This window comes from Pantoea sp. MBLJ3 (genome assembly GCF_000816655.1).
GTDB classification, from domain to species: domain Bacteria; phylum Pseudomonadota; class Gammaproteobacteria; order Enterobacterales; family Enterobacteriaceae; genus Pantoea; species Pantoea eucalypti.
This window is the reverse complement of sequence record NZ_JSUT01000002.1, coordinates 340,705-367,536: the sequence shown is the minus strand read 5'-3', so window position 1 is coordinate 367,536 and position 26,832 is coordinate 340,705. Positions and strand designations below refer to the sequence as shown.

The window sequence follows — 26,832 nt, the reverse complement described above, 5'->3', positions numbered from 1 at the left end:
TGAGGGCGTCAATACTACGTTGCCGGACGGTGCAAAGTAAACGATGACCCGCAGTGAACTCTGGGGTAAAATACGTATCAAATTGCAAAACTCTTTTCTGGCCTGGAAGCATCTCCGGGTCAGGATTCTTTTATTTGCAAAAACGGGCTAATGTGCCGCAGAACGCTTTTTTCTGCAGTCACCGGTCAGGATGACATCGTTAACAGGAAAGAGGGCGAGGAGCTTAAATGAATCAGATTCCGATGACGTTAAGAGGCGCTGAAAGATTGCGCGAAGAGCTGAACGAGCTGAAAACCGTGAAGCGCCCGCGCATTATCGCCTCTATCGCTGACGCACGCGAACACGGCGATTTAAAAGAAAACGCGGAATACCATGCTGCGCGTGAAGAGCAGGGTTTTTGTGAAGGGCGTATTCAGGAGATTGAAGCCAAACTCTCCAATGCGCAGGTGATCGACGTCACCCAGATGCCTAAAACTGGCCGCGTAATTTTCGGCGCAACGGTAACCGTACTGAATGTCGAGACCGACGAAGAGTCGACTTATCGTATCGTGGGCGATGACGAAGCGGACTTTAAGCAAAATCTGATTTCGGTCAATTCGCCAATGGCGCGTGGCCTGGTGGGAAAAGAGGCCGATGATGTGGCTATTGTTAAAACCCCAGGCGGCGACGTTGAGTACGAAATCCTGAAGGTGGAATACCTTTAAGATGTTGCTACGCTTTGAAAAGCGTTAAAGCACAATGTAAAGAAAAGAAAAAGGCCGCATCGCGGCCTTTTATCTGAGGTAAGAGCATGTCACTTTCTTTGCCCACTTAACGTGGCAGAGAAATTTTGCTCTCTTTAGAGGGGCGATACAGCACCAGCGTTTTGCCGATCACCTGTACGTTGCTGGCACCGGTCTCACGCACGATAGCTTCAACGATCAGCTGTTTCGTTTCACGATCTTCTGAGGCGATTTTTACCTTGATCAGTTCGTGATGCGCCAGAGCCTGCTCGATTTCGGCCAGCACGCCTTCAGTCAGGCCGTTGCCACCCAGCATAACCACGGGCTTGAGTGGATGGGCGAGGCCCTTGAGGTGCTGTTTTTGTTTGGTACTTAGATTCATCGTAGTTTTTTACTTACTCAGGGATTGAAAACGGTTCATTCTACCGCCATCTCGGGTATATCACCAAATCGACGCAACCCATTGCGTGCAGGTTTATCGCTACGATGACGATTTAGTTGGAAATAATATGACGGGTAAAAAGCGTTCAGCCAGCTCCGGCCGCTGGCTTCAGGAACACTTTAGCGATAAATATGTGCTCCAGGCGCATAAAAAAGGGTTGCGCTCGCGCGCCTGGTTTAAACTTGATGAAATACAACAGGGTGACAAGCTGTTCAAACCCGGTATGACCGTGGTAGATCTGGGTGCCGCACCCGGTGGCTGGTCGCAATATGTGGTACAGCAAATCGGGAACAAAGGGCGCGTCATTGCCTGTGATATCCTGCCAATGGATCCAATAGTCGGTGTCGATTTCCTTCAGGGCGATTTTCGTGAAGAATCGGTGATCAATGCGCTGCTTGAGCGCGTTGGCGATCAGAAAGTTCAGGTTGTCATGTCCGACATGGCGCCGAATATGAGTGGTACACCTGCCGTAGATATTCCCCGGTCGATGTATTTAGTGGAGCTGGCGCTGGAGATGTGTCGGGATATCCTGGCACCTGGCGGCAGTTTTGTAGTGAAAGTGTTTCAGGGAGATGGCTTCGATGAATACCTGCGGGAAATTCGCTCCCTGTTTACGAAAGTAAAAATTCGTAAGCCGGACGCTTCACGTTCTCGTTCACGTGAAGTGTACATTGTGGCGACTGGGCGCAAACTATAACCAAATTGCTGGAGAAGTCCGCAGCGTTGCTGCGATTCCATGTATGCAGGAACTATAGTACCCTACGCTATCTGTTAACACCGATGTAATATGAGGTTAATCCCTTGAGTGACATGGCGAAAAACCTGATTCTCTGGTTAGTCATCGCGGTCGTGCTGATGTCAGTATTCCAGAGCTTTGGGCCCAGCGAGTCGAATGGCCGTCGGGTTGATTATTCAACCTTCCTGTCGGAAGTGAACCAGGATCAGGTCCGCGAGGCACGCATTAACGGGCGTGAAATTAACGTTGTCAAAAAAGACAGCAATAAATATACCACCTACATTCCTGTCAATGATCCTAAGTTGCTCGATAACCTCTTGACCAAAAACGTCAAAGTGGTTGGCGAACCGCCGGAAGAACCAAGCCTGCTGGCTTCAATCTTCATTTCGTGGTTCCCGATGCTGCTGCTGATCGGTGTGTGGATCTTCTTTATGCGTCAGATGCAGGGCGGTGGCGGAAAGGGCGCGATGTCCTTCGGCAAAAGTAAAGCCCGCATGTTGACGGAAGACCAGATTAAAACCACTTTCGCTGACGTCGCAGGTTGTGACGAAGCGAAAGATGAAGTGGCTGAGCTGGTGGAATATCTGCGTGAGCCGAGCCGTTTCCAGAAGCTGGGCGGTAAAATTCCAAAAGGCGTTCTGATGGTGGGGCCACCGGGTACCGGTAAAACCTTGCTCGCCAAAGCGATTGCTGGCGAAGCGAAGGTGCCTTTCTTCACTATCTCCGGTTCTGACTTTGTGGAAATGTTTGTCGGTGTTGGTGCATCCCGTGTGCGCGACATGTTCGAACAGGCTAAGAAAGCGGCACCGTGCATCATCTTCATCGATGAAATCGATGCCGTTGGTCGTCAGCGTGGCGCCGGTTTAGGCGGTGGTCATGATGAACGTGAGCAGACGCTGAACCAGATGCTGGTTGAGATGGATGGTTTTGAAGGTAACGAAGGTATTATCGTTATCGCCGCGACTAACCGTCCTGACGTACTGGACCCTGCGCTGCTGCGTCCGGGCCGCTTTGACCGTCAGGTTGTTGTAGGCCTGCCCGATGTACGCGGTCGTGAGCAGATCCTGAAAGTGCATATGCGTCGTGTGCCACTGGCTACCGATATTGATGCAGCGATCATTGCACGTGGTACCCCAGGCTTCTCCGGTGCCGATCTGGCCAACCTTGTCAACGAAGCAGCGCTGTTCGCCGCCCGTTCAAACAAGCGTGTGGTGTCGATGGTTGAGTTCGAAAAAGCGAAAGATAAAATCATGATGGGTGCGGAACGTCGCTCCATGGTGATGACGGAATCGCAGAAAGAGTCAACGGCTTACCACGAAGCCGGCCACGCGATTATTGGTCGCCTGGTACCAGAGCATGATCCGGTCCATAAAGTTACGATTATCCCGCGCGGCCGTGCGCTGGGTGTGACCTTCTTCCTGCCTGAAGGCGACGCGATCAGCGCCAGCCGTCAGAAACTGGAAAGCCAGATTTCAACGCTTTACGGCGGTCGTCTGGCAGAAGAGATCATCTACGGTGCAGAACGTGTTTCTACCGGTGCGTCTAACGACATCAAAGTCGCGACTAACCTGGCACGTAACATGGTGACGCAGTGGGGCTTCTCTGAAAAACTGGGTCCGTTGCTGTATGCAGAAGAAGAGGGTGAAGTGTTCCTTGGACGTTCTGTCGCGAAAGCGAAACACATGTCTGATGAAACTGCCCGCATCATCGACCAGGAAGTCAAACACCTGATCGACAGCAACTACCAGCGTGCTCGCCGCATTCTGGGTGAGAACATGGACATCCTTCACGCGATGAAAGACGCGCTGATGAAGTATGAAACCATTGATGCACCGCAGATCGACGACCTGATGGCACGCCGCGAAGTGCGTCCGCCAGCAGGCTGGGAAGATCCAGGCAGCAACTCAGACAGCAACGGTACGCCAAAGGCGCCACGTCCGGTTGATGAACCGCGTACGCCAAACCCAGGCAATACTATGTCAGAGCAGTACAACAAATAAGACGCAACATCGTCAGACAAAACCCCGGCTGGTCCGGGGTTTTTTACATCCAGATATTGATCAGCAAGGAGTTTTCACCATGAAGTTGTTTGCCCGTGATTCCCATCTCGATTTATCTTTCCCGCATGTGATGGGCATTCTGAATGTCACGCCGGACTCCTTTTCAGATGGTGGTAAACATAACGCGCTGGTTGATGCGCTGACGCATACCAATGAGATGGTTAATGCAGGTGCCACCATTATCGACGTGGGCGGTGAATCAACCCGTCCTGGCGCTGATGAAGTGAGTGTGGAGGAAGAGCTGGAGCGGGTGATTCCGGTGGTCGAAGCCATCGCCCAGCGTTTCGAAGTCTGGATCTCAGTGGACACCTCTAAAGCCGAGGTTATCCGGGAAGCTGCACGAGTGGGTGCTCACATCATTAATGACGTTCGTTCACTCACTGAACCAGGCGCGCTCGATGCTGCAGCCGCTACCGGACTTCCCGTCTGTTTAATGCATATGCAGGGCGAGCCGCGCACCATGCAGCAGGCACCGGTTTACGAAAACATCTTAAGCGAAGTGGACACTTACTTCGCTCAGCAGATTGCACGCTGTGAAGCGGCGGGAATTAAAAAAAAGCGGCTGATACTCGACCCGGGCTTCGGTTTCGGTAAAAATCTCAGCCACAATTATGAACTGCTGGCTCATCTGGGCGATTTTCACCACTTCGGTCTGCCGCTGCTGGTTGGGATGTCGCGTAAATCAATGATTGGTCAGCTGTTAAATGTCGGCCCATCACAGCGTTTAACCGGCAGCCTGAGCTGCGCGGTGATTGCTGCCATGCAGGGCGCGCAGATTATTCGCGCGCATGACGTAAAAGAGACGGCCGAAGCGATGCGCGTGGTCGAAGCGACCCGAAGAGCAAAAGGAGTATCATGAGTAATCGTAAATATTTCGGTACAGACGGCATTCGCGGCAAAGTCGGTGAAACCCCCATTACCCCCGATTTTGTCCTGAAGCTCGGCTGGGCCGCAGGTAAAGTGCTGGCGCGCCATGGTTCCAAGAAGATCATTATTGGTAAAGATACCCGTATCTCTGGCTACATGCTGGAGTCCGCGCTGGAAGCAGGCCTCGCTGCGGCAGGCCTGACAGCGGCGTTTACCGGCCCGATGCCGACGCCCGCCATCGCCTATCTGACCCGCACTTTCCGCGCAGAGGCGGGCATTGTGATTTCGGCGTCACACAACCCGTTTGACGACAACGGGATTAAGTTCTTTTCCTCCGAAGGCACCAAATTGCCTGATGACGTTGAAGAAGCGATTGAGCTGGAGATGGAAAAGCCGATTACCTGTGTTGAATCAGCGCAGTTAGGCCGTGCCAGCCGCATCGTGGATGCCGCAGGGCGTTACATTGAGTTTTGCAAAGGGACATTCCCCAGCGAACTGAATCTGAATGGCCTGAAGATTGTGGTCGACTGTGCCAATGGTGCCACCTACCACATCGCGCCGAATGTATTGCGTGAACTGGGTGCGACCGTCATTGCTATTGGTGTCCAGCCAGATGGCATGAACATTAATAAAGAGTGCGGTGCCACCGATCTCAAACTGCTGCAGCAGCGTGTGCTGGCCGAGAAAGCTGATATTGGTCTGGCCTACGACGGCGACGGCGACCGTATCATGATGATTGACCATCTGGGCGACAAAGTGGATGGCGACCAGATCCTCTATATCATTGCACGTGAAGCATTGCGCCAGGGACAGTTACGCGGCGGTGTAGTGGGTACGCTGATGAGTAACATGGGACTGGAGTTAGCACTGAAGCAGCTTGGCATTCCGTTTACCCGCGCCAAAGTGGGTGACCGTTATGTGCTGGAGAAGATGCAGGAGAAGGGCTGGCGTCTCGGTGCTGAGAACTCCGGTCATGTGATCCTGCTCGATAAAACCACGACCGGCGACGGTATCGTTGCAAGTTTGCAAGTACTTACTGCAATGGTGCGCAACCACATGAGCCTGCACGATCTCTGCAGTGGTATGAAAATGCTGCCGCAGGTTCTGGTCAACGTGCGCTTTTCAGGTGAACATGATCCGCTGCAAAGCGATGCCGTCAAAACCGTGACCGCGGAAGTGGAAAAAGCGCTGGCAGGTCGCGGACGTGTTCTGCTGCGTAAGTCCGGCACCGAGCCATTGATTCGTGTGATGGTCGAAGGCGAAAATGAAGCACAGGTCACCGAACTGGCGAATCGCATCGCCGATCAGGTCAAGGCCGTTTAAAACATTAACAGGCAGTCTGCAGAGTGTGGAACTGCCTGTAAAATCACCGGGATGGCGCTTTTTTCTGCAATCAGTTCGGGTGGTAAAAATTGCACTTGCAGAGATATGCGCCTTTGGTTAGTATTCACACCCGCTTCTGATGGGTGATGACGAGACTCCCCATCAATACTGGTGAAGCTTTAACTGTACGATTATCGTGCAAGGAACAGGTTGAATATGTACGAAGCTCTTTTAGTTGTTTTCCTTATTGTAGCTATCGCCCTCGTGGGTATGATCATGCTGCAGCAAGGCAAAGGCGCTGATATGGGAGCCTCATTCGGTGCAGGCGCATCCGGTACAGTGTTTGGTTCGTCGGGTTCAGGTAATTTCATGACCCGTACTACTGGCATTTTAGCGGCATTGTTCTTCATCATCAGCCTGGTTCTGGGTAATCTGAACAGCAATAAAGCGTCAAAAGGAAGTGAGTGGGAAAATCTTTCTGCGCCGGCGCAGTCTTCTCAACAGACTGAAAAGCCAGCTCAACCGGTTACACCGGGCAGCGATATTCCTAAGTAAGGTCGTCAGCACAACGAATCGTTGTGGTCAGTGCAGTGCCGTGGTGGTGGAATTGGTAGACACGCTACCTTGAGGTGGTAGTGCCCGATTGGGCTTACGGGTTCAAGTCCCGTCCTCGGTACCAAATCGTAGTATCACTTGCATTTTTTGCAGGTCTGGCGTATTATTCGCCACGTTTTCGGACGCGGGGTGGAGCAGCCTGGTAGCTCGTCGGGCTCATAACCCGAAGGTCGTCGGTTCAAATCCGGCCCCCGCAACCACTTTCCCTTTGAGTTCTTTTTCAAATATACTGTATGCATCGACGGACGCATTCACGGCTATTTTTTGAAAGAAAATTCTTTGGATGGAGTCCGGGCCGCATTGCGGCATACAGGGTCCAGTGATTAAAAGCCCCGAATATTCGGGGTTTTTTGTTATTAGCGAATCGTAATACTGGGCTATAGGCCCTTTTTTTATGTCTTGGGGGTGGGCTTGTCCACATTAGAGCAAAAATTGACAGAGTTGGTATCGGCTCCCGTAGAAGCGCTGGGTTACGAACTGGTTGGAATTGAATTCGTTCGTAGTCGCACATCTATCCTGCGCATCTATATTGATAGTGAAGATGGCATCAATGTCGATGATTGCGCCGATGTCAGCCACCAGGTAAGTGCGGTAATGGATGTTGAAGATCCTATTACTGTTCCTTACAACCTTGAAGTCTCTTCACCGGGACTCGATCGTCCTCTGTTCACCGCTGAACACTACACCCGCTTTATGGGTGAAGAAGTGAGCCTGGTGTTGCGTATGGCCGTTCAGAACCGCCGTAAATGGCAGGGAACCATCAAGTCAGTTGATGGCGAGATGATCACGGTGCACGTTGAGGGTAGCGATGAAGTGTTCGCGCTGAGTAATATTCAGAAAGCGAACCTGGTCCCCCACTTTTAAAAGTCCGGATTGAGGCTAACCAGGATGAACAAAGAGATCTTAGCTGTTGTAGAAGCCGTTTCTAACGAAAAAGCCCTGCCGCGTGAGAAAATCTTCGAAGCGCTGGAGAGCGCGCTGGCGACTGCGACCAAGAAAAAGTACGAGCAGGAAATTGAGGTACGCGTCAGCATTGATCGCCGCAGTGGCGATTTCGATACTTTCCGCCGCTGGGAAATCGTTGAAGAGGTAACACAGCCGACGCGCGAGATCACGCTGGATGCGGCCCGCTTCGAAGATGAAGCATTCAATCTGGGCGAATATGTCGAAGATCAGATTGAATCGGTCACCTTTGACCGTATCACCACCCAGACTGCTAAGCAGGTTATCGTGCAAAAAGTGCGCGAAGCTGAGCGCGCAATGGTGGTTGATCAGTTCCGTGAGCAGGAAGGCGAAATCATCACCGGTGTGGTGAAAAAAGTTAACCGCGACAACATTTCCCTCGATTTAGGCAGCAATGCCGAAGCGGTCATTCTGCGCGAAGATATGCTGCCGCGTGAAAACTTCCGCCCGGGCGATCGTATTCGTGGCGTACTCTACTCTGTACGTCCGGAAGCGCGTGGCGCGCAGCTGTTCGTCACGCGTTCCAAACCCGAAATGCTGATTGAACTGTTCCGGATCGAGGTGCCAGAAATTGGCGAAGAACTGATTGAAATTAAAGCAGCCGCCCGTGATCCGGGTTCGCGCGCTAAAATTGCAGTCAAAACCAACGACAAACGTATCGATCCGGTCGGTGCCTGTGTGGGCATGCGCGGCGCGCGTGTTCAGGCAGTTTCCAGTGAACTGGGTGGCGAGCGTATTGATATCGTGCTGTGGGACGATAACCCGGCACAGTTTGTTATCAACGCCATGGCTCCGGCCGATGTGGCGTCAATCGTGGTTGATGAAGATAATCACACCATGGATATCGCCGTAGAAGCTGGCAATCTGGCTCAGGCGATCGGCCGTAACGGCCAAAACGTGCGTCTCGCTTCGCAGCTGAGTGGCTGGGAGCTGAACGTGATGACCGTCGATGATCTGCAGGCTAAGCATCAGGCTGAAGCACATGCAGCGATCGATATGTTCACTAAACATCTCGACATCGACGAAGAGTTCGCCACCGTACTGGTGGAAGAGGGCTTCTCCTCGCTGGAAGAGCTGGCATACGTGCCAATCAACGAGCTGCTGGAAGTCGACGGCCTCGACGAAGAGACCATTGAAGCCCTGCGTGAACGAGCAAAAAATGCGTTAACCACCCTGGCACTGGCGAAAGAAGAGAGTCTTGGAAATCAGGAGCCCGCTGAGGATCTTCTGAATCTTGAAGGCCTCGATCGTGCGCTGGCGTTCCGCCTGGCGTCGAAAGGCGTTTGCACGCTGGAAGATCTCGCTGAGCAAGGTGTTGACGATCTGACGGATATTGAAGGCCTGTCTGATGAACAAGCCGGCGCGCTGATTATGGCCGCACGTAATATCTGCTGGTTCGGCGATGACGCGTAATAACAGGAAGGAACAGCATGACAGATGTAACCGTAAAATCGCTGGCCGCAGAAATTCAGACTCCGGTCGATCGCCTGGTACAGCAATTTGCTGATGCGGGTATCCCTAAGTCTGAAAATGACGCGGTGAGCCAGCAAGAGAAAGAAACCTTACTATCTCATCTGAACCGTGAACACGGTCAGGTCGGTTCAGCTAAGCTGACGTTGCAGCGTAAAACGCGCAGCACCTTGAATATTCCAGGCACCGGGGGTAAAAGTAAGTCGGTGCAAATTGAAGTCCGCAAAAAGCGTACCTATGTGAAAGGTGATGCAGAGTCTGAGCAAGCTCAGGCAGAAGCTGAAGCCGAGGCGCAGCGTGAAGCGGAAGAGCAGGCGCAACGCGAGGCTGAAGAAAAAGCCCGTCGCGAAGCTGAACAGAAAGCGCAACGTGAAGCCGAAGACAAAGCAAGGCGCGAAGCCGCTGATAAGGCCAAACGTGCAGCAGCGGAAAATGACAAAGTGACAAATCAACCTACCGACGAAGTGACAAAGGCTGCGCAATCAGACAAAGCCCGTCGCGAAGCAGAAGCTGCTGAACTGAAGCGTAAAGCTGAAGAAGAAGCGCGCCGTAAGCTGGAAGAGGCTGCCCGCCTCGTAGCCGAAGAAGCCCGCCGTCTGGCTGAAGAGAAATCAGCTGAATGGGAAAAACCGGAAGAAGAGGATAAAGGCGACTATCACGTCACCACTTCTACCCATGCCCGTCAGGCGGAAGATGAAAACGACCGTCAGGTTGAAGCAGGTCGTGCGCGTGCGCGGACGACTGCTAAAGCTGCGCGTCCGGCGAAAAAAGGCAACAAACACTCTGAAGCCAAAACCGACCGTGAAGAAGCGCGTGCGCAGGTTCGTGGTGGTAAAGGCGGCAAGCATCGCAAACCTAGCGCACTGCAGCAGGGCTTCAACAAGCCAGCGCAGGCTGTTAACCGTGATGTTGTGATTGGCGAAACCATTACCGTAGCCGAACTGGCTAACAAAATGGCAGTGAAAGGTTCTCTGGTCATCAAAGCGATGATGAAGATGGGCGCAATGGCGACCATCAACCAGGTGATCGATCAGGAAACTGCACAGCTCGTTGCCGAAGAGATGGGCCACAAAGTAACCCTGCGTCGTGAAAACGAGCTGGAAGAAGCGGTAATGGACGATCGTGATACCGATGCTGCGCAGGAGTCTCGTGCGCCGGTTGTTACCATCATGGGCCACGTCGACCACGGTAAAACGTCTCTGCTGGACTATATCCGCTCCACTAAAATCGCCTCTGGCGAAGCGGGCGGCATTACACAGCACATCGGTGCTTACCACGTTGAAACTGACAACGGTATGGTCACCTTCCTGGATACCCCGGGCCACGCCGCGTTTACCGCGATGCGTGCACGTGGTGCGCAGGCTACCGACATCGTTATCCTGGTGGTTGCAGCAGACGATGGCGTAATGCCACAGACTGTTGAAGCTATTCAGCACGCCAAAGCCGCGAAAGTGCCGGTTGTGGTTGCCGTGAACAAGTGCGATAAGCCAGAAGCGGATCCGGATCGTGTTAAAAACGAACTGACTCAGTACGGTATCATTCCGGAAGAGTGGGGCGGCGAAAACATGTTCGTGAATGTCTCTGCGAAAGCGGGTACCGGCATTGATGATCTGTTAAACGCTATCCTGCTGCAGGCGGAAGTTCTGGAACTGACCGCTATCCGTGAAGGTATGGCGAGCGGCGTGGTGATTGAATCGTTCCTCGACAAAGGTCGTGGTCCGGTTGCCACCGTGCTGGTACGTGAAGGTACGCTGAACAAAGGCGACATCGTTCTTTGTGGTTTCGAATATGGCCGTGTTCGTGCAATGCGTGACGAACTGGGTCGCGAAGTCATGGAAGCGGGTCCGTCTATCCCGGTTGAGATTCTGGGCCTGTCCGGTGTGCCGGCTGCGGGTGATGAAGCGACTGTGGTACGTGACGAGAAGAAAGCACGCGAAGTTGCACTCTATCGTCAGGGCAAATTCCGCGAAGTTAAACTGGCTCGCCAGCAGAAATCTAAGCTCGAGAACATGTTTGCTAACATGACCGAAGGCGAAGTATCTGAACTGAACATCGTTCTGAAAGCTGACGTTCAGGGTTCTGTCGAAGCCATCTCTGATTCTCTGCAGAAACTCTCCACCGATGAAGTGAAGGTGAAGATTGTGGGTTCAGGCGTCGGCGGGATTACCGAAACCGATGCGACCCTGGCGGCTGCTTCTAACGCCATTCTGCTTGGCTTCAACGTTCGTGCCGATGCCTCTGCGCGTCGCGTCATTGACGCAGAAAGCCTGGATCTGCGCTACTACTCTGTCATCTATAACCTGATTGACGAAGTTAAAGCGGCGATGAGCGGTATGCTGGCACCAGAGTACAAACAGCAGATCATTGGTCTGGCTGCGGTCCGCGACGTATTCAAATCACCGAAGTTTGGCGCCATTGCCGGTTGTATGGTGACGGAAGGTAACATCAAACGTCACAATCCAATCCGTGTCCTGCGTGACAACGTGGTGATTTACGAAGGCGAGCTGGAATCTCTGCGTCGCTTTAAAGATGACGTCAACGAAGTGCGTAACGGCATGGAGTGCGGTATCGGCGTGAAGAACTACAACGACGTTCGCGTTGGCGATATGATCGAAGTGTTTGAAATCATCGAAATTAAACGCACCATCGAGTAATAGACTGCTGATGTGTTGCAATTTGGGAGGCCTCTGGCCTCCCGAATTATTTGGGAGAAATAATGATGGCGAAAGAATTTGGTCGCCCGCAGCGCGTTTCACAAGAGCTGCAAAAAGAGATTGCGATGATCCTGCAGCGTGAGATTAAAGATCCACGTCTTGGCATGATGGTCACGGTGTCTGGCGTTGAAGTGTCACGCGATCTTGCCTACGCAAAAGTGTTCGTCACTTTCCTTAACGACAAAGATGAAGATGCCATTAAACATGGCCTGAAAGCGCTGAAAGAAGCGTCAGGTTATATTCGCATTCTGCTGGGTAAAGCGATGCGTCTGCGCATCGTGCCTGAGCTGACCTTCTTCTACGATAACTCGTTAGTTGAAGGGATGCGTATGTCCAATCTCGTCACCAGCGTTGTGAAGAATGATGCTGAACGTCGTGGTCCGGACGCCACTGGCGATGACGAGGAGGCGTAATGAGTCGTCCGCGTCGTCGCGGTCGCGACGTCCATGGCGTGTTGTTGCTGGATAAGCCACAAGGCGTCTCGTCGAATGATGTCCTGCAGAAAGTAAAGCGTATCTTCAACGCTAATCGCGCAGGACACACCGGCGCGCTTGATCCCCTGGCCACTGGCATGTTGCCAATTTGCCTGGGTGAAGCAACCAAGTTTTCTCAATATCTGCTGGATTCCGACAAACGCTACCGTGTGATAGCCCGACTGGGCGAGCGGACTGACACGTCAGACGCCGATGGCAACATCGTGCAGACGCGTCCGGTCAGCTTCAGTCAGGCCGAACTCGATAGCGCCCTGGAGAGCTTCCGCGGCGATACGCTGCAGGTGCCCTCAATGTTTTCGGCGCTGAAGCATCAGGGTCGTCCGCTGTATGAATATGCGCGTCAGCGCATTGTGATCGAGCGTGAACCGCGTCCGATTACGGTCTATGAGCTGCAGTTTATTCGCTGGCAGGATAATGAGCTGGAGCTGGAAATTCACTGCTCCAAAGGCACCTATATCCGCACCATCATTGATGATCTGGGTGAAAAGCTGGGATGCGGTGCGCATGTCACCATGCTGCGTCGTGTGCAGGTTGCCCGTTATCCCTATGAAAGGATGGTGACGCTGGAGCAGCTCAATACCCTGCTGGCGGAAGCCACTGACGCTGGCATCTCACTGGAATCGCAGCTTGATCCGCTGCTGCTGCCAATGGACAGCCCGGCCTCTGATTTCCCTGAAGTGAATATCCCGACTGCCGTGGCAGATTTGTTCCGCCTGGGACAGCCAGTACAGGCGAGTAATGCGCCTGCACAGGGACTGGTCAGGGTATCAGAAGGCGAAGCGCGTAAGTTTATCGGCATGGCAGAAATTGCCGCTGATGGGCGTCTTGCGCCGCGTCGTTTAGTGGTTGAGTATCAGGATTAAGTCGTGCGGCCACTTTTCGCTGATGGGGCATTTGCGTTGCTATCAGGCGCAGAGTAGAATAGTGCGGCTTTAAAGCGGGATGCTGAATTAGAGATCGGCACCCATACATTCATTTATTACCGGAGTTTATTATGTCTCTAAGCGTAGAAGCTAAAGCAGAGATCGTTGCTAAATATGGCCGTGGTGCTAACGACAGCGGTTCAACCGAAGTTCAGGTTGCCCTGTTGACCGCGCAGATTACCCATCTGCAGGGTCACTTCTCTGAGCACAAAAAAGACCACCACAGCCGCCGCGGTCTGCTGCGCATGGTATCTCAGCGTCGTAAGCTGCTGGACTACCTGAAGCGTAAAGACGTTGCACGCTACAGCAGCCTGATTGAAAGTCTCGGTCTGCGTCGCTAAGTCTGAAAAATCTGATCGTCGGGGCATTATGTGGTTTTTTGCACTGTGTGCAGCTTACGATCAGATTTGTGCGAGTTTCGTGAAGAGGGGGCCTTTATGGCCCCTTTTTTCGAGCAATCGGCAGCAATCCGGTCCAAACTGATGTATTGTTGCTTAGTGTGATCTTTAGTTTGCAGAATTTCGCGCGGCTAATGAGAGGCTTTACCGCAGAGGCGGTCGAGGGTTGTCATTAGTCGCGAGGATGCAGCTGAAGATTGGTAATCAATGGCGGGCTACAGATAGCCATGCCCCGAAGTTAAGGACTTTGACTTTGCTGAATCCGATCGTACGCAAATTCCAATATGGTCAACATACCGTCACGCTGGAAACCGGCATGATGGCTCGCCAGGCGACTGCCGCTGTAATGGTGAGCATGGACGATACTGCAGTGTTCGTCACTGTTGTAGGTCAGAAAAAATCTAAACCAGGTCAGGACTTCTTTCCACTGACCGTAAACTATCAGGAGCGTACTTACGCTGCTGGTCGTATCCCAGGCAGCTTCTTCCGTCGTGAAGGCCGTCCAAGCGAAGGCGAAACGCTGATTTCGCGTCTGATTGACCGCCCGATTCGTCCACTGTTCCCGGAAGGCTTTGTTAATGAAGTCCAGGTTATTGCAACCGTGGTTTCTGTTAACCCACAGGTTCACCCGGACATCGTTGCGATGATGGGTGCTTCTGCCGCGCTGGCGCTGTCAGGTCTGCCGTTCAATGGCCCAATCGGTGCAGCGCGCGTAGGGTATATTAACGATCAATATGTTCTGAACCCAACTGCAGATGAGCTGAAACAGTCTCGTCTGGATCTGGTTGTTGCGGGTACGCAGAATGCCGTTCTGATGGTTGAATCTGAAGCTGAGATCCTGTCAGAAGAGCAGATGCTGGGCGCTGTGGTCTTTGGCCACGATCAGCAGCAGATTGTTATCGAAAACATCAATGCCCTGGTTGCAGAAGCTGGCAAACCACGCTGGGACTGGCAGCCAGAAGCGGCTAACACCGCACTGATTTCTCGTGTTGCTGCCCTGGCAGAAGCGCGCATCAGCGATGCTTACCGCATCACTGACAAGCAGGAGCGTTACACGCAGGTTGGCGTCATTAAAGACGAAACCATTGCTGCTCTGCTGGCTGAAGATGAAACGCTGGATGGTTCAGAAATCGGCGATATCGTGCATAGCCTCGAAAAAACCGTCGTTCGTACCCGTATCCTGAATGGCGAGCCACGTATCGATGGCCGTGAAAAAGATATGATCCGCGGTCTGGACGTGCGTACTGGCGTATTGCCACGTACCCATGGTTCATCACTGTTCACCCGTGGTGAGACGCAGGCGCTGGTTACGGCCACGCTGGGTACAACCCGCGATGCGCAGAACCTGGATGAGCTGATGGGCGAACGTACCGACAGCTTCCTGTTCCATTACAACTTCCCTCCGTACTCTGTCGGCGAAACCGGCATGGTAGGTTCACCTAAGCGCCGTGAAATTGGTCACGGTCGTCTGGCGAAACGTGGCGTGTTAGCCGTTATGCCAAAAGCGGAAGATTTCCCTTACACCGTGCGTGTAGTGTCTGAAATCACCGAATCTAACGGTTCTTCTTCAATGGCCTCTGTCTGTGGTGCTTCACTGGCGCTGATGGATGCAGGTGTGCCAATCAAAGCCGCCGTTGCGGGTATCGCAATGGGTCTGGTGAAAGAAGATGAGAAGTTTGTGGTTCTGTCTGACATCCTGGGCGATGAAGATCACCTGGGCGACATGGACTTCAAAGTAGCCGGTAGCCGTGAAGGTATCACCGCGCTGCAGATGGACATCAAAATCGAAGGCATCACGCGTGAAATCATGCAGGAAGCGCTGAACCAGGCTAAGGGTGCGCGTCTGCACATCCTCGGCGTTATGGAACAGGCTATCAGCACACCGCGTACCGAGATTTCTGAATTTGCTCCACGCATCTACACCATCAAAATCAGCTCTGACAAGATCAAAGATGTGATTGGTAAAGGCGGCTCAGTGATTCGTGCACTGACCGAAGAGACCGGCACAACGATTGAAATTGAAGATGATGGCACCGTTAAAATTGCTGCGACCGATGGTCTGAAAGCGAAAGAAGCGATTCGTCGTATCGAAGAGATCACTGCAGAAATCGAAGTGGGCCGCGTTTACAGTGGTAAAGTGACCCGCATCGTTGACTTCGGTGCCTTCGTCGCTATCGGTGGTGGTAAAGAAGGTCTGGTTCACATTTCACAAATCGCTGATAAGCGCGTTGAGAAAGTGACTGATTATCTGCAGATGGGTCAGGAAGTGCCGGTTAAGGTGATGGAAGTTGATCGCCAGGGCCGCGTACGTCTGAGCATCAAAGAAGCGACAGAATCTAAGCCGCAGACTGAAGAAGCTGCAGCGGTGATTACACCTGACGCGGAATAAGACGTTGCTGGTTTGCCCCTCTTTGCCTGGCAGAGAGGGGCGTTTGTATCATCGCGAGGGCGGGAATCCTTGTGCACAGCAGGCGGATGACAGGATGGTTATCCCAATGTTTGTATTCGGGAGTGGGAAATGAAGCCTTTTCTGCGCTGGTGTTTTGTTGCGACAGCTTTGACGCTGGCAGGATGCAGCAACTCCAATTGGCGTAAGAACGAAGTTCTTGCAGTGCCTTTACAGCCCACACTGCAGCAGGAAGTGATACTGGCGCGCATGGAACAAATTCTTGCCAGTCGCGCTCTCACCGATGATGAACGCGCACAGCTGTTATATGAGCGCGGAGTGTTGTATGATAGTTTAGGTCTGCGGGCATTAGCGCGGAACGATTTTTCGCAAGCGCTGTCTATAAGACCAGATATGCCCGAAGTGTTTAACTACTTAGGCATATATTTAACGCAGGCGGGCAACTTTGATGCCGCCTATGACGCGTTTGATTCTGTACTTGAGCTTGATCCAACTTACAACTATGCGCATTTAAACCGTGGTATCGCCCTCTATTACGGCGGTCGATACAAGTTAGCGCAAGATGATCTGCTGGCGTTTTATCAAGACGATCCTAACGATCCTTTCCGCAGTCTGTGGCTCTATCTCGTTGAACGTGAGATGGATGCTGACAAGGCAAAAGTGGCGCTTCAACAGCGTTACGACAAAGCGGCGAAAGATCAATGGGGATGGAATATTGTCGAGTTCTACCTTGGAGATATCAACGAGAAAACGTTGATGGAAAGTCTCAAGGCGGACGCAACGGATAACACCTCGCTCGCTGAACATCTCAGTGAAACCAACTTCTATTTAGGTAAGTACTACCTAAGTCTGGGGGAGAAGGACGACGCGAAAGCGTTGTTCAAACTGGCGGTGGCCAACAACGTCAATAACTTTGTTGAACACCGATACGCATTGTTGGAACTGGCGCAACTCGGCCAGGCACAAGACGATTTATCAGAATCTGACCAGCAATAGCTGACGAACTTAATTTGCCTGTAAAACCTGTTAAGTCATCATCTTAAAGGATGAAGGCTTTTCTGTTCGTCAAAACTTTTAATTTGAGCCGGTTCACACTTTTTGATGAAAATGACTGAAAGTTTTCACGACGAGTTATGTAGACTGGCCGCCGCAATCTAAGAGGCACGTGTACTACATGACTGATATTCAAACCACTTTTGCTGACCTTGGCCTGAACGCCGACATCCTTGAATCACTGAATGGCATGGGCTACGTAAAGCCATCCCCAATCCAGGCTGAGTGTATTCCTCACCTGCTGGCGGGCCGTGACGTGTTAGGCATGGCGCAGACCGGGAGTGGTAAAACTGCGGCTTTCTCTCTGCCGCTGTTACACAACATTGATCCTACTGTTAAAGCGCCACAGATCCTGGTGCTGGCACCTACCCGCGAACTGGCGGTACAGGTTGCTGAAGCAGTTACCGAATTCTCTAAACACATGCGTGGCCTGAACGTCGTCGCCCTTTACGGCGGCCAGCGTTATGACGTGCAGCTGCGCGCACTGCGTCAGGGTCCACAGGTTGTTGTAGGTACGCCTGGTCGTCTGCTTGACCACCTGAAACGCGGTACGTTAGACCTGTCTAACCTGCGTGGTCTGGTGCTGGATGAAGCTGATGAAATGCTGCGTATGGGCTTCATCGAAGACGTTGAAACCATCATGGCACAGATTCCAGCGGATCATCAGACTGCGCTGTTCTCTGCAACTATGCCGGAAGCGATTCGTCGTATCACTAAACGCTTCATGAAAGATCCACAGGAAGTGCGTATTCAGTCAAGCCTGACCACGCGTCCTGATATCAGCCAGAGCTACTGGACTGCTTATGGTCGTAAGACCGATGCACTGGTTCGCTTCCTGGAAGCTGAAGACTTTGATGCTGCTATTATCTTCGTGCGTACTAAAAACGCGACGCTTGAAGTGGCAGAAGCGCTGGAGCGTAGTGGCTATAACAGCGCCGCGCTGAACGGTGACATGAACCAGGCACTGCGTGAGCAGACGCTGGAACGCCTGAAAGATGGTCGTCTCGACATCCTGATTGCAACCGACGTTGCGGCCCGTGGCCTGGACGTTGAGCGCATCAGCCTGGTTGTGAACTACGACATCCCGATGGATTCAGAGTCTTACGTTCACCGTATCGGCCGTACCGGTCGTGCCGGTCGTGCTGGCCGTGCGCTGCTGTTCGTTGAGAACCGCGAGCGTCGTCTGCTGCGTAACATCGAACGTACAATGAAGCTGACCATTCCTGAAGTTGAACTGCCTAACGCAGAACTGCTGGGTGAGCGTCGTCTGGCTAAATTTGCCGCGAAAGTACAGCAGCAGCTGGAAAGCAGCGATCTGGATCAGTACCGTGCTCTGCTGGCTAAAATGCAGCCTGAAGATGAAATGGATCTGGAAACACTGGCAGCTGCACTGCTGAAGATGGCACAGGGCGAACGTCCTCTGATTCTGCCACCAGAAGCACCACGTCCTGCACGTCGCGAATACCGCGATCGTGACGAGCGTGATGGCCGTCGTGACAGCCGTGAAGCGCGTGGCGATCGTGCTCCGCGTGAAAACCGCGAAAGCCGTGATGGCGACCGTCCACGTCGCGAACGTCGTGACGTTGGTGAAATGCAGCTGTACCGCATTGAAGTAGGCCGCGATGATGGTGTTGAAGTTCGTCACATTGTTGGCGCTATCGCTAACGAAGGCGACATCAGCAGCCGCTATATCGGTAACATCAAGCTGTTTGGCACCCACTCAACTATCGAGCTGCCGAAAGGCATGCCAGGCGATGTGCTGCAGCACTTCACCCGTACGCGTATTCTGAACAAACCGATGAATATGCAGCTGCTGGGTGATGCACAGCCAAACGAAGGCCGTGGTGATCGTCGTCCAGCTGGCGGTGAGCGTCGTGGTCCAGGTGCTGGCGGTCCGGGCGCAGCTAACCGTGAAGGTGGTCGTCGCTTCTCTTCTGAACGCCGTGAAGGTGGTCGTGAAGGCGGTGGACGTACATTTAACCGTGAAGGTAGCCGTGGTCCACGTCGTGAAGAAGGCGCAGCTGCCGCTCCACGTCGTCGTGATGCATAACGACTTAGCGTCGTAGTAAAAAGGGAAGCCACTGGCTTCCCTTTTTTTATGCCCGTCAGGCACCGCCGCTAATCATGACGCGCTCTCCGCTGACATAGGCGGACTCCTCAGAGGCCAGAAAAAGCGCCACCTGCGCGACATCCTCTGGCAGACCAAAACGCCCCAGCGGCGTAGCCGCCAGCAGCTGCGCTTTGAGCTGCGGACTCATCCTCTTCGCTGCCAGTAATCCCTCAGTCAGGATCATGCCAGGCGCCAGGGCGTTAACCCGTATGTTCCTGGCACCCAGCTCGCGCGCCAGTCCCTGAGTCAGGGTATCCACCGCACCTTTGGTGGCTGCCCAGAGTACGGAGCCCGGCGTGCTGTTTTTACTGTTAAGGGCGCTGAGGTTAATAATGCTGCCGCCGTGCGCGGGGAAGTGGCGAATCGCCTGCTGACAGACCATCAGCGTGCCGAGCAGGTTAACGTTAATTTGCTGCTGCATCTCCTCCTGTGTCAGCGCCTCAAACTCGCCGTGATGAAAGCTGCCTGCATTGTTCACCACAATGTCAGGTGCGCCGAAACAGTCTGCGGTGGTGGCGAACAGTCGTTCCACATCCCGCAGGCGAGAGATATCTGCCTGAACTGCCACGGCTTCACTGCCCAGGGTGATGATATCGCTGACTACGTCAGCGGCCCCGACTTCATCCTGACGATAATTGACCACGACGCGTGCGCCCGCTGCGGCAAAGGCGATAGCAATCGCCGCACCTATGCCTTTCGAGGCGCCGGTCACCAGTGCGATTTTGTTCTGCAGTGCTTTCATTATGTCATTCTCCGCCGTAATGATTGCGTCGAAAGACTATGCGCGCTGGTGCTGAGAAGCGGGTAGCGCAATCCTGCAAGCTTTTTGCACAATCCTGCAAAAGTGCCTTATCGCAACAGGTATTTGGCCGGAGGTCAGGTAATATCAGCACAGCGAGCAGGAGGGGGAAGAACAGAGTGACAGAGAGTGATAAGTGGCAGGCGCTGGCACAGTTAATTGCCCGTCATGCGCCGGAGGATGGCCGGCATTCCAGTGCCATCGATTGCTTGTTTTTTGGCCGGGTTTCAGCGCCCACTGAGCCCATGCACTTTGCTCAATGGGCCAGTTTTGCGCTGGTGGCGCAGGGCAGTAAAGCGCTGCATATGGGTGATGAGGTGCTGCACTATGGGCCGGGTGATCTGCTGCTGGTGACACTCGATATGCCGGTACGCGCCTGCGTGACTGTCGCCACGCCGGAAAAGCCGAATCTGGGGATTGGTATTGCCATCAATGAATCCCGGCTGAGGCGCTATCTTGAAAAGTTTCCTCCCGCGCTGCCGCTGGCGATCGCACCTGATGAACGCGGCGTCACCGTACACAAAGTCTCACCTTTGCTGGTGGATGCGGTCATTCGACTGGTACGCCTGCTTGACCATCCCGAAGATATTGATGCTCTGGCTCCGCTCATTGAGCAGGAGATTTTCTACCGGTTGCTGACCGGGCCAGAAGGCTCGCGGATTTTAAACATGGCGCTGGCTGAGCGGCCGGGCAGTCGGGTGGCACAGGCTGCACGCTGGCTGCGGGAGAATTTTCATCAGCCGCTGAAAATCGATCAGCTTGCCAGTAATGTCGGCATGAGTATCTCTTCACTGCATCATCACTTCAAAGCCGTCACTGCCATGACGCCGATGCAATACCAGAAACAGCTTCGGCTGAATGAGGCACGGCGTTTAATGTTGGTTGAAAAGCTGGATGCCGGTACGGCAGGTTATCGGGTGGGGTATCAGAGCGCGTCACAGTTCAGCCGGGAGTATCGCCGCCTGTATGGGCAATCACCGGCGAGGGACAGCCGTGAACTGGCGGTGAGCACGGAGACCCGCCGCCCACCGCAAAACTGATTAGAGGCTGTTTGCCGCTTCCATCGCAATGGCAAAGGATTTGAGGCGCGCATCGCGGTCAAAAATCTGGCCGTTGACCATAATCTCATCCGCCTGGGTTTCACGCATCAGTGAGGCCAGCCCATGACGCACCTTATCAATATCGCCGACCAGTGACATGCTGAGCGCCTGCTGAACACCATATTGTTCTGACGGTGACCAGAGGTTATCCATGTTTTCAACCGGTGCCGGTAGCGGGCCCGGTTTGCCGCGGCGCAGGTTAATAAACTGCTGCTGCATTGAGGTAAACAGGAAACGTGCATCCCGCTCATTATCAGCGGCAACCACATTAATGCAGACCATGGCATAAGGTTTGTCGAGACGCGCCGATGGCTTGAAGTTCTCGCGATAGACGTGCAGGGCCTGGAACAGCTGGTCAGGCGCAAAGTGGGAGGCAAACGCAAACGGCAGGCCCATTTTTGCTGACAGCTGTGCGCTGTAAAGACTGGAGCCGAGCAGCCAGACCGGAATTTTCAGACCCAGACCGGGCACCGGTTGCACTGGCAGCTGCGCATCCGCGTCAGCATCGAACCAGTTAATCAGTTCAGCGACATCTTCGGGAAAGGTGTCGATATGCATGTTGGCCTGATGACGGCGCAGCGCCATCATGGTGCGCTGGTCAGAACCTGGCGCACGACCTAAGCCGAGATCAATACGCCCAGGATAGAGGGAAGCCAGCGTGCCAAACTGCTCGCCGATGACCAGCGGCGCATGGTTAGGCAGCATGATCCCGCCGGATCCCAGCCTCAGGGTCTCGGTATTCGCCGCCAGATAGCCAATCAGCACTGACGTCGCGGCGCTGGCAATCCCTGTCATGTTGTGATGTTCAGCCAGCCAGTAGCGTTCGAAACCCAGTTTTTCCGCCTGACGCGCCAGCGCCAGTGAATTATGGAACGCATCCCGTGCGGTCGCGCCCTGTGGAATCGGCGCAAGATCCAGTACGGACAGGCGAAGAGGTTTTTTATCAGACATGACTACTCCCGTTGAATGGCGCAGGCATTAAGTGAAGGCCTGCACCATTAAGTATTACGCATCATTCCTTCTATTAAAACTGCTAACCTGTGCAGGAATATAGCCGGTATGTGCTTTTACTCAGGAGACCAGCGTCATACCCGCCAGTTTGCGCCAGTAACCGTTACAATCGCTGCCTTTCGCGACCATTAACGGTGCCTGGCCGTTTTCATTGGCGCGGAAACGGTCGATCTCTGCCAGCGTCGTGACACCCTGCGGCGACAGCCGGACACAATCAACCCGATCGCGCATACCGGCCAGATCGTTACCCAGGTTATAGCAGTAGCCGCTCATGGTCTGAATGCCATTGAGGACGAACACCTGCTGTCCCTCCTGAGAGTTAACGCGACGGCCTGCTGGATAGTTGATGCAGCAGGTTTCGCAGTCATCTTTCGCGCGGTTTTCCGAGCGGGCGGTGAAGCAGCGCGCCGAGAGCGCCAGCGGCAGATGACCGTAGCCCAGCACCTCCACCTCAAATTGCTGCCGGATACCTCGTCTCTCGCACTGCTCCAGCAGCTGTAGCAGCCAGTCACGGGACATCTCCACCGGCATACACCAGCGCGTCATGCCCTCTTTGACCAGCAGTTGTAGCGTGTCAGCGTTATAGACATTCAGCGTCGGGCCCGCGACAAAAGGCAGGTGACGTTCAGCGACCATATTGACCGCGCCGATATCATTGGCTTCAATCAGAAACTCGCCGTTCTCAACGTAACGCTGCAGCTCTTTCAGCTCAGAGGGTGACTGCAGCAATGCCAGCGTGCTCAGTACCACCTGTTTGCCGCTGGCCGCGACTTCGCGGGCCAGATCCATCCAGCGCGCATAGGGCGTGGCGCGGCGTTTACTGCACACCGCTTCGCCGAGATAGATAATATCTGCGCGACTGCGGACAGCCTGTTGATAGAAATCTTCCAGCGTATCGGTTGGCCAGTACCAGAGCACCGGCCCAAGGGCATATTGCATCATGACTCCTTATTGCCATTCACGGTGATAAGCACCCAGCGTGGTTTGCGTCCCTTCGGAGAGATCGCCCAGCGTCTGCATCCACTGCGGCGCGACGTCAAACTGTTCCGGCTGCGCTTTGCAGCGATCGATGGCCTGACGCCAGACGCGCGCCACGTCAGCAACATAGGCGGGGCTGCGCTGACGGCCTTCGATTTTCACTGAGGCGATGCCTGCCCGCAGCAGTTCCGGCAGCAGTTCCAGGGTGTTGAGGCTGGTGGGTTCTTCCAGCACGTGATAACGCTGATTGTTAACCTCATAACGCCCTTTACATAGCGTCGGGTAACCTGCACTTTCGTCCGGCGCGTAGCGATCAATCAGCACTTCATTGAGACGTGACTCCATGCCCTTTGGCGTCTGCTGCCAGCGCACAAATTTCGCCGGGGAACAGGCGCCCGCGCTGTTAGGTGATTCGCCAGTCAGCCAGGAGGAGAGGTAGCAGCGGCCTTCGGCCATAATGCACAGGCTGCCAAAGGCGAACACCTCCAGCGGCACCGGCGTGCTGCGCGCCAGCTGTTTAACCTGATGAATCGACAGCACGCGCGGCAGCACGACACGTTGCAGATTGAAGTGGCGATGGTAAAAGCGAATTGCCTCCAGATTGGTCGCGGAAGCCTGGACAGAGAGATGACGTTCAACCTGCGGATAGTGCTTCGCGGCATATTCCAGCGTGGCGATATCGGCCAGGATCAGCGCATCGGCGCCGTTTTGCGCCGCTACATCGATTGCCCGCTGCCAGCGCCCCATACCATCCGGATGGGCAAACGTGTTAATTGCCACATGCAGTTTGCGCCGATGCTGATGCAGATAGCGCGCCGCTTCAGCCAGCTTTTTATCGGTGAAATTCAGGCCCGCAAAGTGACGGGCATTGGTGTCATCTTTCAGTCCCACATAGACTGCATCAGCCCCATTCTCTGTGGCGGTGCGGACGGCGGGTAAATTTCCTGCCGGACAGAGCAGTTCCATAGATGTTCCTCTCAACATGCGATGGGCGTCGAGTCTAGGCATCTGATCCGGGCAGTGTTTTGATTTGGGGCAGTGAAATTCCAGTTCATCGGCCCTTGCGGCACTTTTTTCCTTGCCACCGCAGCCGTTTTTATTGATCTCAGAGGAGGCGCGCAGAAAAGGATATGGCAATATACGTAAAATTTTCTAAAGGGAGTGACGAAAGTGTTAGAGCGGATACATGCCCATTTTGTAAAAAACGGCCCTAAAATCTTAGGGTTACCCGCAGCACTCACCCCATTTCCGGTCAAACAGTTGATTCTGCAACAACTCTTAAACTGGCAATTTCGCCATGCTTTGGCTGAAGGTGAGTTAGACTTTCTGAACGGTCGCCTGCTGGGTATCGAGATTGCCGATCTCAATCTGCACTGGATCACCACGCTGCAGGACGGCCGACTGGCGGTATTGCAACAGTCCGAAGCGGATGTCTGGTTTCGGGGCAATGCCAATGATCTGTTGCTGGTGGCAGCACGTAAAGCAGATCCCGATATGCTGTTCTTTCAACGCCGGCTGGTGATTGAAGGTGACACTGAACTGGGACTTGAGGTGAAGAACGTAATGGATGCTATTGAACCTGAGGCTATGCCCACCGCGTTACGCACGGCAATTGAACAGATGGCGAAATTTATCGATGCCGGTATGAAACAGGACGCGAAGGCCGCACGGGCGCGCGCGGGTGCCGCATGTTGATCCGTAGCGAAATTGGTGTTGATGCCGCGGGCATCGACGCATTGCTCAAACGCTGCTTCAGCACCCCGGCAGAAGCGGAACTGACTCAGGCGCTGCGTGAAGATGGTCTGCTGACGCTCGGCGTGGTCGCCACTGATGAGGAAGGACAGGTGCTGGGTTATGCCGCATTCAGTCCGGTCAGCGTTCAGGGTGAAGATCGCGGCTGGGTGGCTCTGGCACCGCTGGCCGTCGATGAGACGCTACGCGGCCAGGGTCTGGCCAGCAAGCTGATTTATGAGGGGCTGGATACGCTCAATGAATTTGGCTACAGCGCGGTCGTCGTGCTGGGCGATCCGGCGCTGTTCAACCGTTTTGGTTTTGAACCGGCGGCACGTTACGGTCTGCGCAGTCGCTGGCCGGGAACAGAGGCCGCATTCCAGGTCTACCGTCTGGCGGAGAATGCTTATGACGGCGCGGAAGGGCAGATCGACTACGCCGAACCCTTTAATCGCCAGCCGTAATACTCAGCCAGCTCTCCAGACTGATCGGCTGAGCCGCCACCAGCAGTAATTTCTGTTGGCGGGGCAGTTGCTTAACCTGATACTCCAGTCTGGAGGCGCTGGCACGATCGCCCGCTGCACAGTGAAACACCAGGTCCAGCGGACCTTTGCCGCGTAGCGCACGTGCGCCACGCCCGCTCTGGTGCTGAGCGACCCGGCGCACCACATCCGTGGTGATGCCGGTGTACAGAATCCCTTTCGCCGTGCGGACGATGTAGAGTTGCCACTGCTGACTCATCGCAATCATTTCCCAAAAAAAGGTGCCGGGCAGTGTAGCGCGCTTCACGCTCTGGTGCACCGCCAGGAGTTTATCTTGTCCGATCACGCCCATCTGGTTCGCTACCTCAGAAAGCAGCATGTGCTTTCACTCTGCTGTACCGCCGACGATCAGCTGTGGTGCGCTAACTGCTATTACGTCTTTGATGAGACGCGCATGGTCTTCTGGATCATGACCGAACCCGATACCCGCCATGGCGAGTTGATGGTGCAGAATCCGCAGGTGGCGGGCACCGTCAATGGTCAGCCCAGAAGTGTGTTGCTGATAAAAGGGGTGCAGTATCGTGGCCGGATTAAAAGGCTGGAGGAGGCCACAGAGCAGATTGCCAGAGCCGCTTACCAGAAACGTTTTCCGGTCTCACGCAAAGTGTCGGCACCGCTGTGGGAGATTGAGCTGGATGAGGTGAAAATGACGGATAATGCGCTGGGATTCGGCAAGAAAATTGCCTGGGTGCGGGAAAAATAGAAACGCCCCTTTCAGCTGAAAAGGGCGTATCGGGTTTACAGCGCTTCGAGGATCCGCAGGGATTCACGATTAAAGGCCGGTAAATCGTGCGGCGTGCGGCTGGTGACCAGCTTATCGCCGTCTACCACCACTTCTTTATCATGGAAGTCAGCACCGGCATTGATCAGGTCAATGGCAACGGCTTTAACCGTGGTCATCTTGCGACCGCGAACGCCATTCGCGCTGATCAGCAACTGTGGCCCGTGGCAAATGGCAAAAATGGGCTTGCCGCTGGCAACAAACTCTTTGGTAAAGGCCACGAAACGATCGTCGCCGCGCAGGGCGTCAGGCGAGTGACCGCCTGGCAGAAGCAGGGCGTCAAATTCAGCCGGGCTGACGTCATCGATGCTGAGATCGATGGTCACTTCCGCTTCGCCTTGCTTGCCTTTAACAACATTACCGGCTTGTTTCTCAATGGTAACCACCTCAAAACCAGCGCGTTTATACACTTCCGCAGGTGAAGTAAATTCTGAGTCTTCAAATTCATCGGTAATTAAAACCGCAACTTTCTTGCTCATCTTTTTCCTCCTGAAATTTGTGGAGCGCGAGGCGCGCTTTCCGGATAACGCTGTAAGTCTGGTCGCTGAGAGTCAGAACGCAAGCCAGCCCGTGAAGATCAGCTATCTTTTAAC

27 protein-coding genes and 2 tRNA genes are annotated in these 26,832 nt (G+C 53.9%); 22 read left to right on the top strand and 7 right to left on the bottom strand.

Annotation, left to right across the window (positions count from 1 at the left end):
• The first annotated feature begins 227 nt into the window (after positions 1-227).
• Positions 228-704, top strand: coding sequence for a transcription elongation factor GreA (gene greA, locus NP77_RS02705; RefSeq protein WP_003851087.1), 477 nt, complete (start codon positions 228-230; stop codon positions 702-704).
• Positions 705-810: 106 nt separating this feature from the next.
• On the opposite strand, the gene yhbY is transcribed toward greA, so the two are convergent.
• The gene (gene yhbY / locus NP77_RS02700) at positions 811-1,104 is read right to left on the bottom strand and encodes a ribosome assembly RNA-binding protein YhbY (RefSeq protein ID WP_008925418.1); all 294 of its coding nucleotides are present in this window, start codon (positions 1,102-1,104) and stop codon (positions 811-813) included.
• 127 nt (positions 1,105-1,231) lie between these two features.
• On the opposite strand from yhbY, the gene rlmE reads away from it, so the two are divergent.
• From rlmE to NP77_RS02620, 17 genes are all read left to right on the top strand, one after another.
• Complete coding sequence (gene rlmE, locus NP77_RS02695; protein ID WP_008925419.1) at positions 1,232-1,861, top strand: 23S rRNA (uridine(2552)-2'-O)-methyltransferase RlmE; 630 nt, start codon at positions 1,232-1,234, stop codon at positions 1,859-1,861.
• A gap of 113 nt (positions 1,862-1,974) precedes the next feature.
• A complete protein-coding gene (ftsH, locus tag NP77_RS02690) occupies positions 1,975-3,900 on the top strand; it encodes an ATP-dependent zinc metalloprotease FtsH (RefSeq protein ID WP_033743100.1) in 1,926 nt (641 codons plus the stop codon).
• A gap of 79 nt (positions 3,901-3,979) precedes the next feature.
• Positions 3,980-4,819, top strand: a complete 840-nt coding sequence (gene folP / locus NP77_RS02685) for a dihydropteroate synthase (protein ID WP_039658941.1) — start codon at positions 3,980-3,982, stop codon at positions 4,817-4,819.
• Positions 4,816-6,150: a phosphoglucosamine mutase gene (gene glmM, locus NP77_RS02680; protein ID WP_003851080.1), complete on the top strand. Its 1,335-nt coding sequence runs from the start codon at positions 4,816-4,818 to the stop codon at positions 6,148-6,150. The genes folP and glmM overlap by 4 nt, the downstream gene beginning before the upstream one ends.
• Positions 6,151-6,366: 216 nt before the next feature.
• On the top strand, positions 6,367-6,705 hold the full coding sequence (secG, locus tag NP77_RS02675) for a preprotein translocase subunit SecG (RefSeq protein WP_003851074.1): 339 nt from the start codon (positions 6,367-6,369) through the stop codon (positions 6,703-6,705).
• Positions 6,706-6,742: 37 nt separating this feature from the next.
• A tRNA-Leu gene (locus NP77_RS02670) sits at positions 6,743-6,829 on the top strand.
• A 59-nt stretch (positions 6,830-6,888) separates the two neighbouring features.
• Positions 6,889-6,965, top strand: a tRNA-Met gene (locus NP77_RS02665).
• Between the two features lie 211 nt (positions 6,966-7,176).
• Positions 7,177-7,629, top strand: coding sequence for a ribosome maturation factor RimP (gene rimP / locus NP77_RS02660; RefSeq protein WP_010251795.1), 453 nt, complete (start codon positions 7,177-7,179; stop codon positions 7,627-7,629).
• Positions 7,630-7,653: 24 nt separating this feature from the next.
• Entirely contained in the window at positions 7,654-9,141 is a 1,488-nt protein-coding gene (gene nusA, locus NP77_RS02655; RefSeq protein WP_003851070.1) for a transcription termination factor NusA, read from the top strand.
• Between the two features lie 17 nt (positions 9,142-9,158).
• Positions 9,159-11,852 carry a translation initiation factor IF-2 gene (gene infB / locus NP77_RS02650; protein WP_003851068.1) on the top strand — a complete coding sequence of 898 codons (2,694 nt, stop codon included), beginning with the start codon at positions 9,159-9,161 and terminating at the stop codon, positions 11,850-11,852.
• A gap of 65 nt (positions 11,853-11,917) precedes the next feature.
• A complete protein-coding gene (gene rbfA, locus NP77_RS02645) occupies positions 11,918-12,325 on the top strand; it encodes a 30S ribosome-binding factor RbfA (RefSeq protein ID WP_033731320.1) in 408 nt (135 codons plus the stop codon).
• Complete coding sequence (truB, locus tag NP77_RS02640) at positions 12,325-13,269, top strand: tRNA pseudouridine(55) synthase TruB (RefSeq protein ID WP_039658939.1); 945 nt, start codon at positions 12,325-12,327, stop codon at positions 13,267-13,269. Before rbfA ends, truB begins: the two co-directional genes overlap by 1 nt.
• A 131-nt stretch (positions 13,270-13,400) precedes the next feature.
• Positions 13,401-13,670: a 30S ribosomal protein S15 gene (gene rpsO, locus NP77_RS02635; RefSeq protein WP_003851063.1), complete on the top strand. Its 270-nt coding sequence runs from the start codon at positions 13,401-13,403 to the stop codon at positions 13,668-13,670.
• A 310-nt stretch (positions 13,671-13,980) separates the two neighbouring features.
• Positions 13,981-16,116, top strand: a complete 2,136-nt coding sequence (gene pnp, locus NP77_RS02630; RefSeq protein ID WP_003851060.1) for a polyribonucleotide nucleotidyltransferase — start codon at positions 13,981-13,983, stop codon at positions 16,114-16,116.
• Between the two features lie 129 nt (positions 16,117-16,245).
• Positions 16,246-17,130: a lipoprotein NlpI gene (nlpI, locus tag NP77_RS02625; RefSeq protein ID WP_003851059.1), complete on the top strand. Its 885-nt coding sequence runs from the start codon at positions 16,246-16,248 to the stop codon at positions 17,128-17,130.
• Between the two features lie 105 nt (positions 17,131-17,235).
• Positions 17,236-17,292, top strand: coding sequence for a protein YrbN (gene yrbN / locus NP77_RS24040; RefSeq protein WP_098053093.1), 57 nt, complete (start codon positions 17,236-17,238; stop codon positions 17,290-17,292).
• A 16-nt stretch (positions 17,293-17,308) separates the two neighbouring features.
• Positions 17,309-19,237 carry a DEAD/DEAH family ATP-dependent RNA helicase gene (locus NP77_RS02620; protein WP_003851058.1) on the top strand — a complete coding sequence of 643 codons (1,929 nt, stop codon included), beginning with the start codon at positions 17,309-17,311 and terminating at the stop codon, positions 19,235-19,237.
• A 55-nt stretch (positions 19,238-19,292) separates the two neighbouring features.
• Here the strand turns inward: NP77_RS02620 and NP77_RS02615 are convergent, their stop codons facing one another.
• Positions 19,293-20,039, bottom strand: coding sequence for an SDR family NAD(P)-dependent oxidoreductase (locus tag NP77_RS02615; RefSeq protein WP_008925425.1), 747 nt, complete (start codon positions 20,037-20,039; stop codon positions 19,293-19,295).
• Positions 20,040-20,215: 176 nt separating this feature from the next.
• Here NP77_RS02615 and NP77_RS02610 point away from each other — a divergent pair, with 176 nt between their 5' ends.
• Positions 20,216-21,136 carry an AraC family transcriptional regulator gene (locus NP77_RS02610; protein WP_003851054.1) on the top strand — a complete coding sequence of 307 codons (921 nt, stop codon included), beginning with the start codon at positions 20,216-20,218 and terminating at the stop codon, positions 21,134-21,136.
• On the opposite strand, the gene NP77_RS02605 is transcribed toward NP77_RS02610, so the two are convergent.
• From NP77_RS02605 to NP77_RS02595, 3 genes are all read right to left on the bottom strand, one after another.
• Complete coding sequence (locus tag NP77_RS02605; protein WP_003851053.1) at positions 21,137-22,147, bottom strand: luciferase-like monooxygenase; 1,011 nt, start codon at positions 22,145-22,147, stop codon at positions 21,137-21,139.
• 120 nt (positions 22,148-22,267) lie between these two features.
• Positions 22,268-23,146: a U32 family peptidase gene (locus tag NP77_RS02600; RefSeq protein WP_039658935.1), complete on the bottom strand. Its 879-nt coding sequence runs from the start codon at positions 23,144-23,146 to the stop codon at positions 22,268-22,270.
• A 9-nt stretch (positions 23,147-23,155) separates the two neighbouring features.
• A complete protein-coding gene (locus NP77_RS02595; RefSeq protein WP_008925428.1) occupies positions 23,156-24,151 on the bottom strand; it encodes a peptidase U32 family protein in 996 nt (331 codons plus the stop codon).
• A 204-nt stretch (positions 24,152-24,355) separates the two neighbouring features.
• Here NP77_RS02595 and NP77_RS02590 point away from each other — a divergent pair, with 204 nt between their 5' ends.
• Both NP77_RS02590 and NP77_RS02585 read left to right on the top strand, forming a co-directional pair.
• On the top strand, positions 24,356-24,880 hold the full coding sequence (locus NP77_RS02590; RefSeq protein ID WP_003851052.1) for an SCP2 domain-containing protein: 525 nt from the start codon (positions 24,356-24,358) through the stop codon (positions 24,878-24,880).
• Positions 24,874-25,380: a GNAT family N-acetyltransferase gene (locus NP77_RS02585; RefSeq protein ID WP_008925429.1), complete on the top strand. Its 507-nt coding sequence runs from the start codon at positions 24,874-24,876 to the stop codon at positions 25,378-25,380. Before NP77_RS02590 ends, NP77_RS02585 begins: the two co-directional genes overlap by 7 nt.
• Here NP77_RS02585 and NP77_RS02580 read toward each other — a convergent pair.
• On the bottom strand, positions 25,364-25,657 hold the full coding sequence (locus tag NP77_RS02580; protein WP_033743118.1) for a GIY-YIG nuclease family protein: 294 nt from the start codon (positions 25,655-25,657) through the stop codon (positions 25,364-25,366). The genes NP77_RS02585 and NP77_RS02580 overlap by 17 nt on opposite strands.
• Positions 25,658-25,732: 75 nt before the next feature.
• On the opposite strand from NP77_RS02580, the gene NP77_RS02575 reads away from it, so the two are divergent.
• Positions 25,733-26,161 carry a YhbP family protein gene (locus tag NP77_RS02575; RefSeq protein WP_039658932.1) on the top strand — a complete coding sequence of 143 codons (429 nt, stop codon included), beginning with the start codon at positions 25,733-25,735 and terminating at the stop codon, positions 26,159-26,161.
• A gap of 35 nt (positions 26,162-26,196) precedes the next feature.
• On the opposite strand, the gene NP77_RS02570 is transcribed toward NP77_RS02575, so the two are convergent.
• Positions 26,197-26,718 (bottom strand): type 1 glutamine amidotransferase domain-containing protein, encoded by a 522-nt coding sequence (locus NP77_RS02570; RefSeq protein ID WP_039658930.1) that lies wholly within the window; start codon positions 26,716-26,718, stop codon positions 26,197-26,199.
• Between the last annotated feature and the right edge of the window lie 114 nt (positions 26,719-26,832).

What these genes read in the sequence shown, in the direction of transcription:
- folP (WP_039658941.1), top strand. Translation starts at nt 3,980, where the DNA reads ATGAAGTTGTTTGCCCGTGATTCCCATCTCGATTTATCTTTCCCGCAT.
- NP77_RS02600 (WP_039658935.1), bottom strand. Translation starts at nt 23,146, where the DNA reads ATGCAATATGCCCTTGGGCCGGTGCTCTGGTACTGGCCAACCGATACG.
- ftsH (WP_033743100.1), top strand. Translation starts at nt 1,975, where the DNA reads ATGGCGAAAAACCTGATTCTCTGGTTAGTCATCGCGGTCGTGCTGATG.
- rlmE (WP_008925419.1), top strand. Translation starts at nt 1,232, where the DNA reads ATGACGGGTAAAAAGCGTTCAGCCAGCTCCGGCCGCTGGCTTCAGGAA.
- glmM (WP_003851080.1), top strand. Translation starts at nt 4,816, where the DNA reads ATGAGTAATCGTAAATATTTCGGTACAGACGGCATTCGCGGCAAAGTC.
- infB (WP_003851068.1), top strand. Translation starts at nt 9,159, where the DNA reads ATGACAGATGTAACCGTAAAATCGCTGGCCGCAGAAATTCAGACTCCG.
- NP77_RS02585 (WP_008925429.1), top strand. Translation starts at nt 24,874, where the DNA reads ATGTTGATCCGTAGCGAAATTGGTGTTGATGCCGCGGGCATCGACGCA.
- rpsO (WP_003851063.1), top strand. Translation starts at nt 13,401, where the DNA reads ATGTCTCTAAGCGTAGAAGCTAAAGCAGAGATCGTTGCTAAATATGGC.
- secG (WP_003851074.1), top strand. Translation starts at nt 6,367, where the DNA reads ATGTACGAAGCTCTTTTAGTTGTTTTCCTTATTGTAGCTATCGCCCTC.
- rbfA (WP_033731320.1), top strand. Translation starts at nt 11,918, where the DNA reads ATGGCGAAAGAATTTGGTCGCCCGCAGCGCGTTTCACAAGAGCTGCAA.
- nusA (WP_003851070.1), top strand. Translation starts at nt 7,654, where the DNA reads ATGAACAAAGAGATCTTAGCTGTTGTAGAAGCCGTTTCTAACGAAAAA.
- greA (WP_003851087.1), top strand. Translation starts at nt 228, where the DNA reads ATGAATCAGATTCCGATGACGTTAAGAGGCGCTGAAAGATTGCGCGAA.
- nlpI (WP_003851059.1), top strand. Translation starts at nt 16,246, where the DNA reads ATGAAGCCTTTTCTGCGCTGGTGTTTTGTTGCGACAGCTTTGACGCTG.
- yhbY (WP_008925418.1), bottom strand. Translation starts at nt 1,104, where the DNA reads ATGAATCTAAGTACCAAACAAAAACAGCACCTCAAGGGCCTCGCCCAT.
- NP77_RS02605 (WP_003851053.1), bottom strand. Translation starts at nt 22,147, where the DNA reads ATGTCTGATAAAAAACCTCTTCGCCTGTCCGTACTGGATCTTGCGCCG.
- truB (WP_039658939.1), top strand. Translation starts at nt 12,325, where the DNA reads ATGAGTCGTCCGCGTCGTCGCGGTCGCGACGTCCATGGCGTGTTGTTG.
- NP77_RS02615 (WP_008925425.1), bottom strand. Translation starts at nt 20,039, where the DNA reads ATGAAAGCACTGCAGAACAAAATCGCACTGGTGACCGGCGCCTCGAAA.
- NP77_RS02570 (WP_039658930.1), bottom strand. Translation starts at nt 26,718, where the DNA reads ATGAGCAAGAAAGTTGCGGTTTTAATTACCGATGAATTTGAAGACTCA.
- NP77_RS02580 (WP_033743118.1), bottom strand. Translation starts at nt 25,657, where the DNA reads ATGAGTCAGCAGTGGCAACTCTACATCGTCCGCACGGCGAAAGGGATT.
- NP77_RS02595 (WP_008925428.1), bottom strand. Translation starts at nt 24,151, where the DNA reads ATGGAACTGCTCTGTCCGGCAGGAAATTTACCCGCCGTCCGCACCGCC.
- NP77_RS02620 (WP_003851058.1), top strand. Translation starts at nt 17,309, where the DNA reads ATGACTGATATTCAAACCACTTTTGCTGACCTTGGCCTGAACGCCGAC.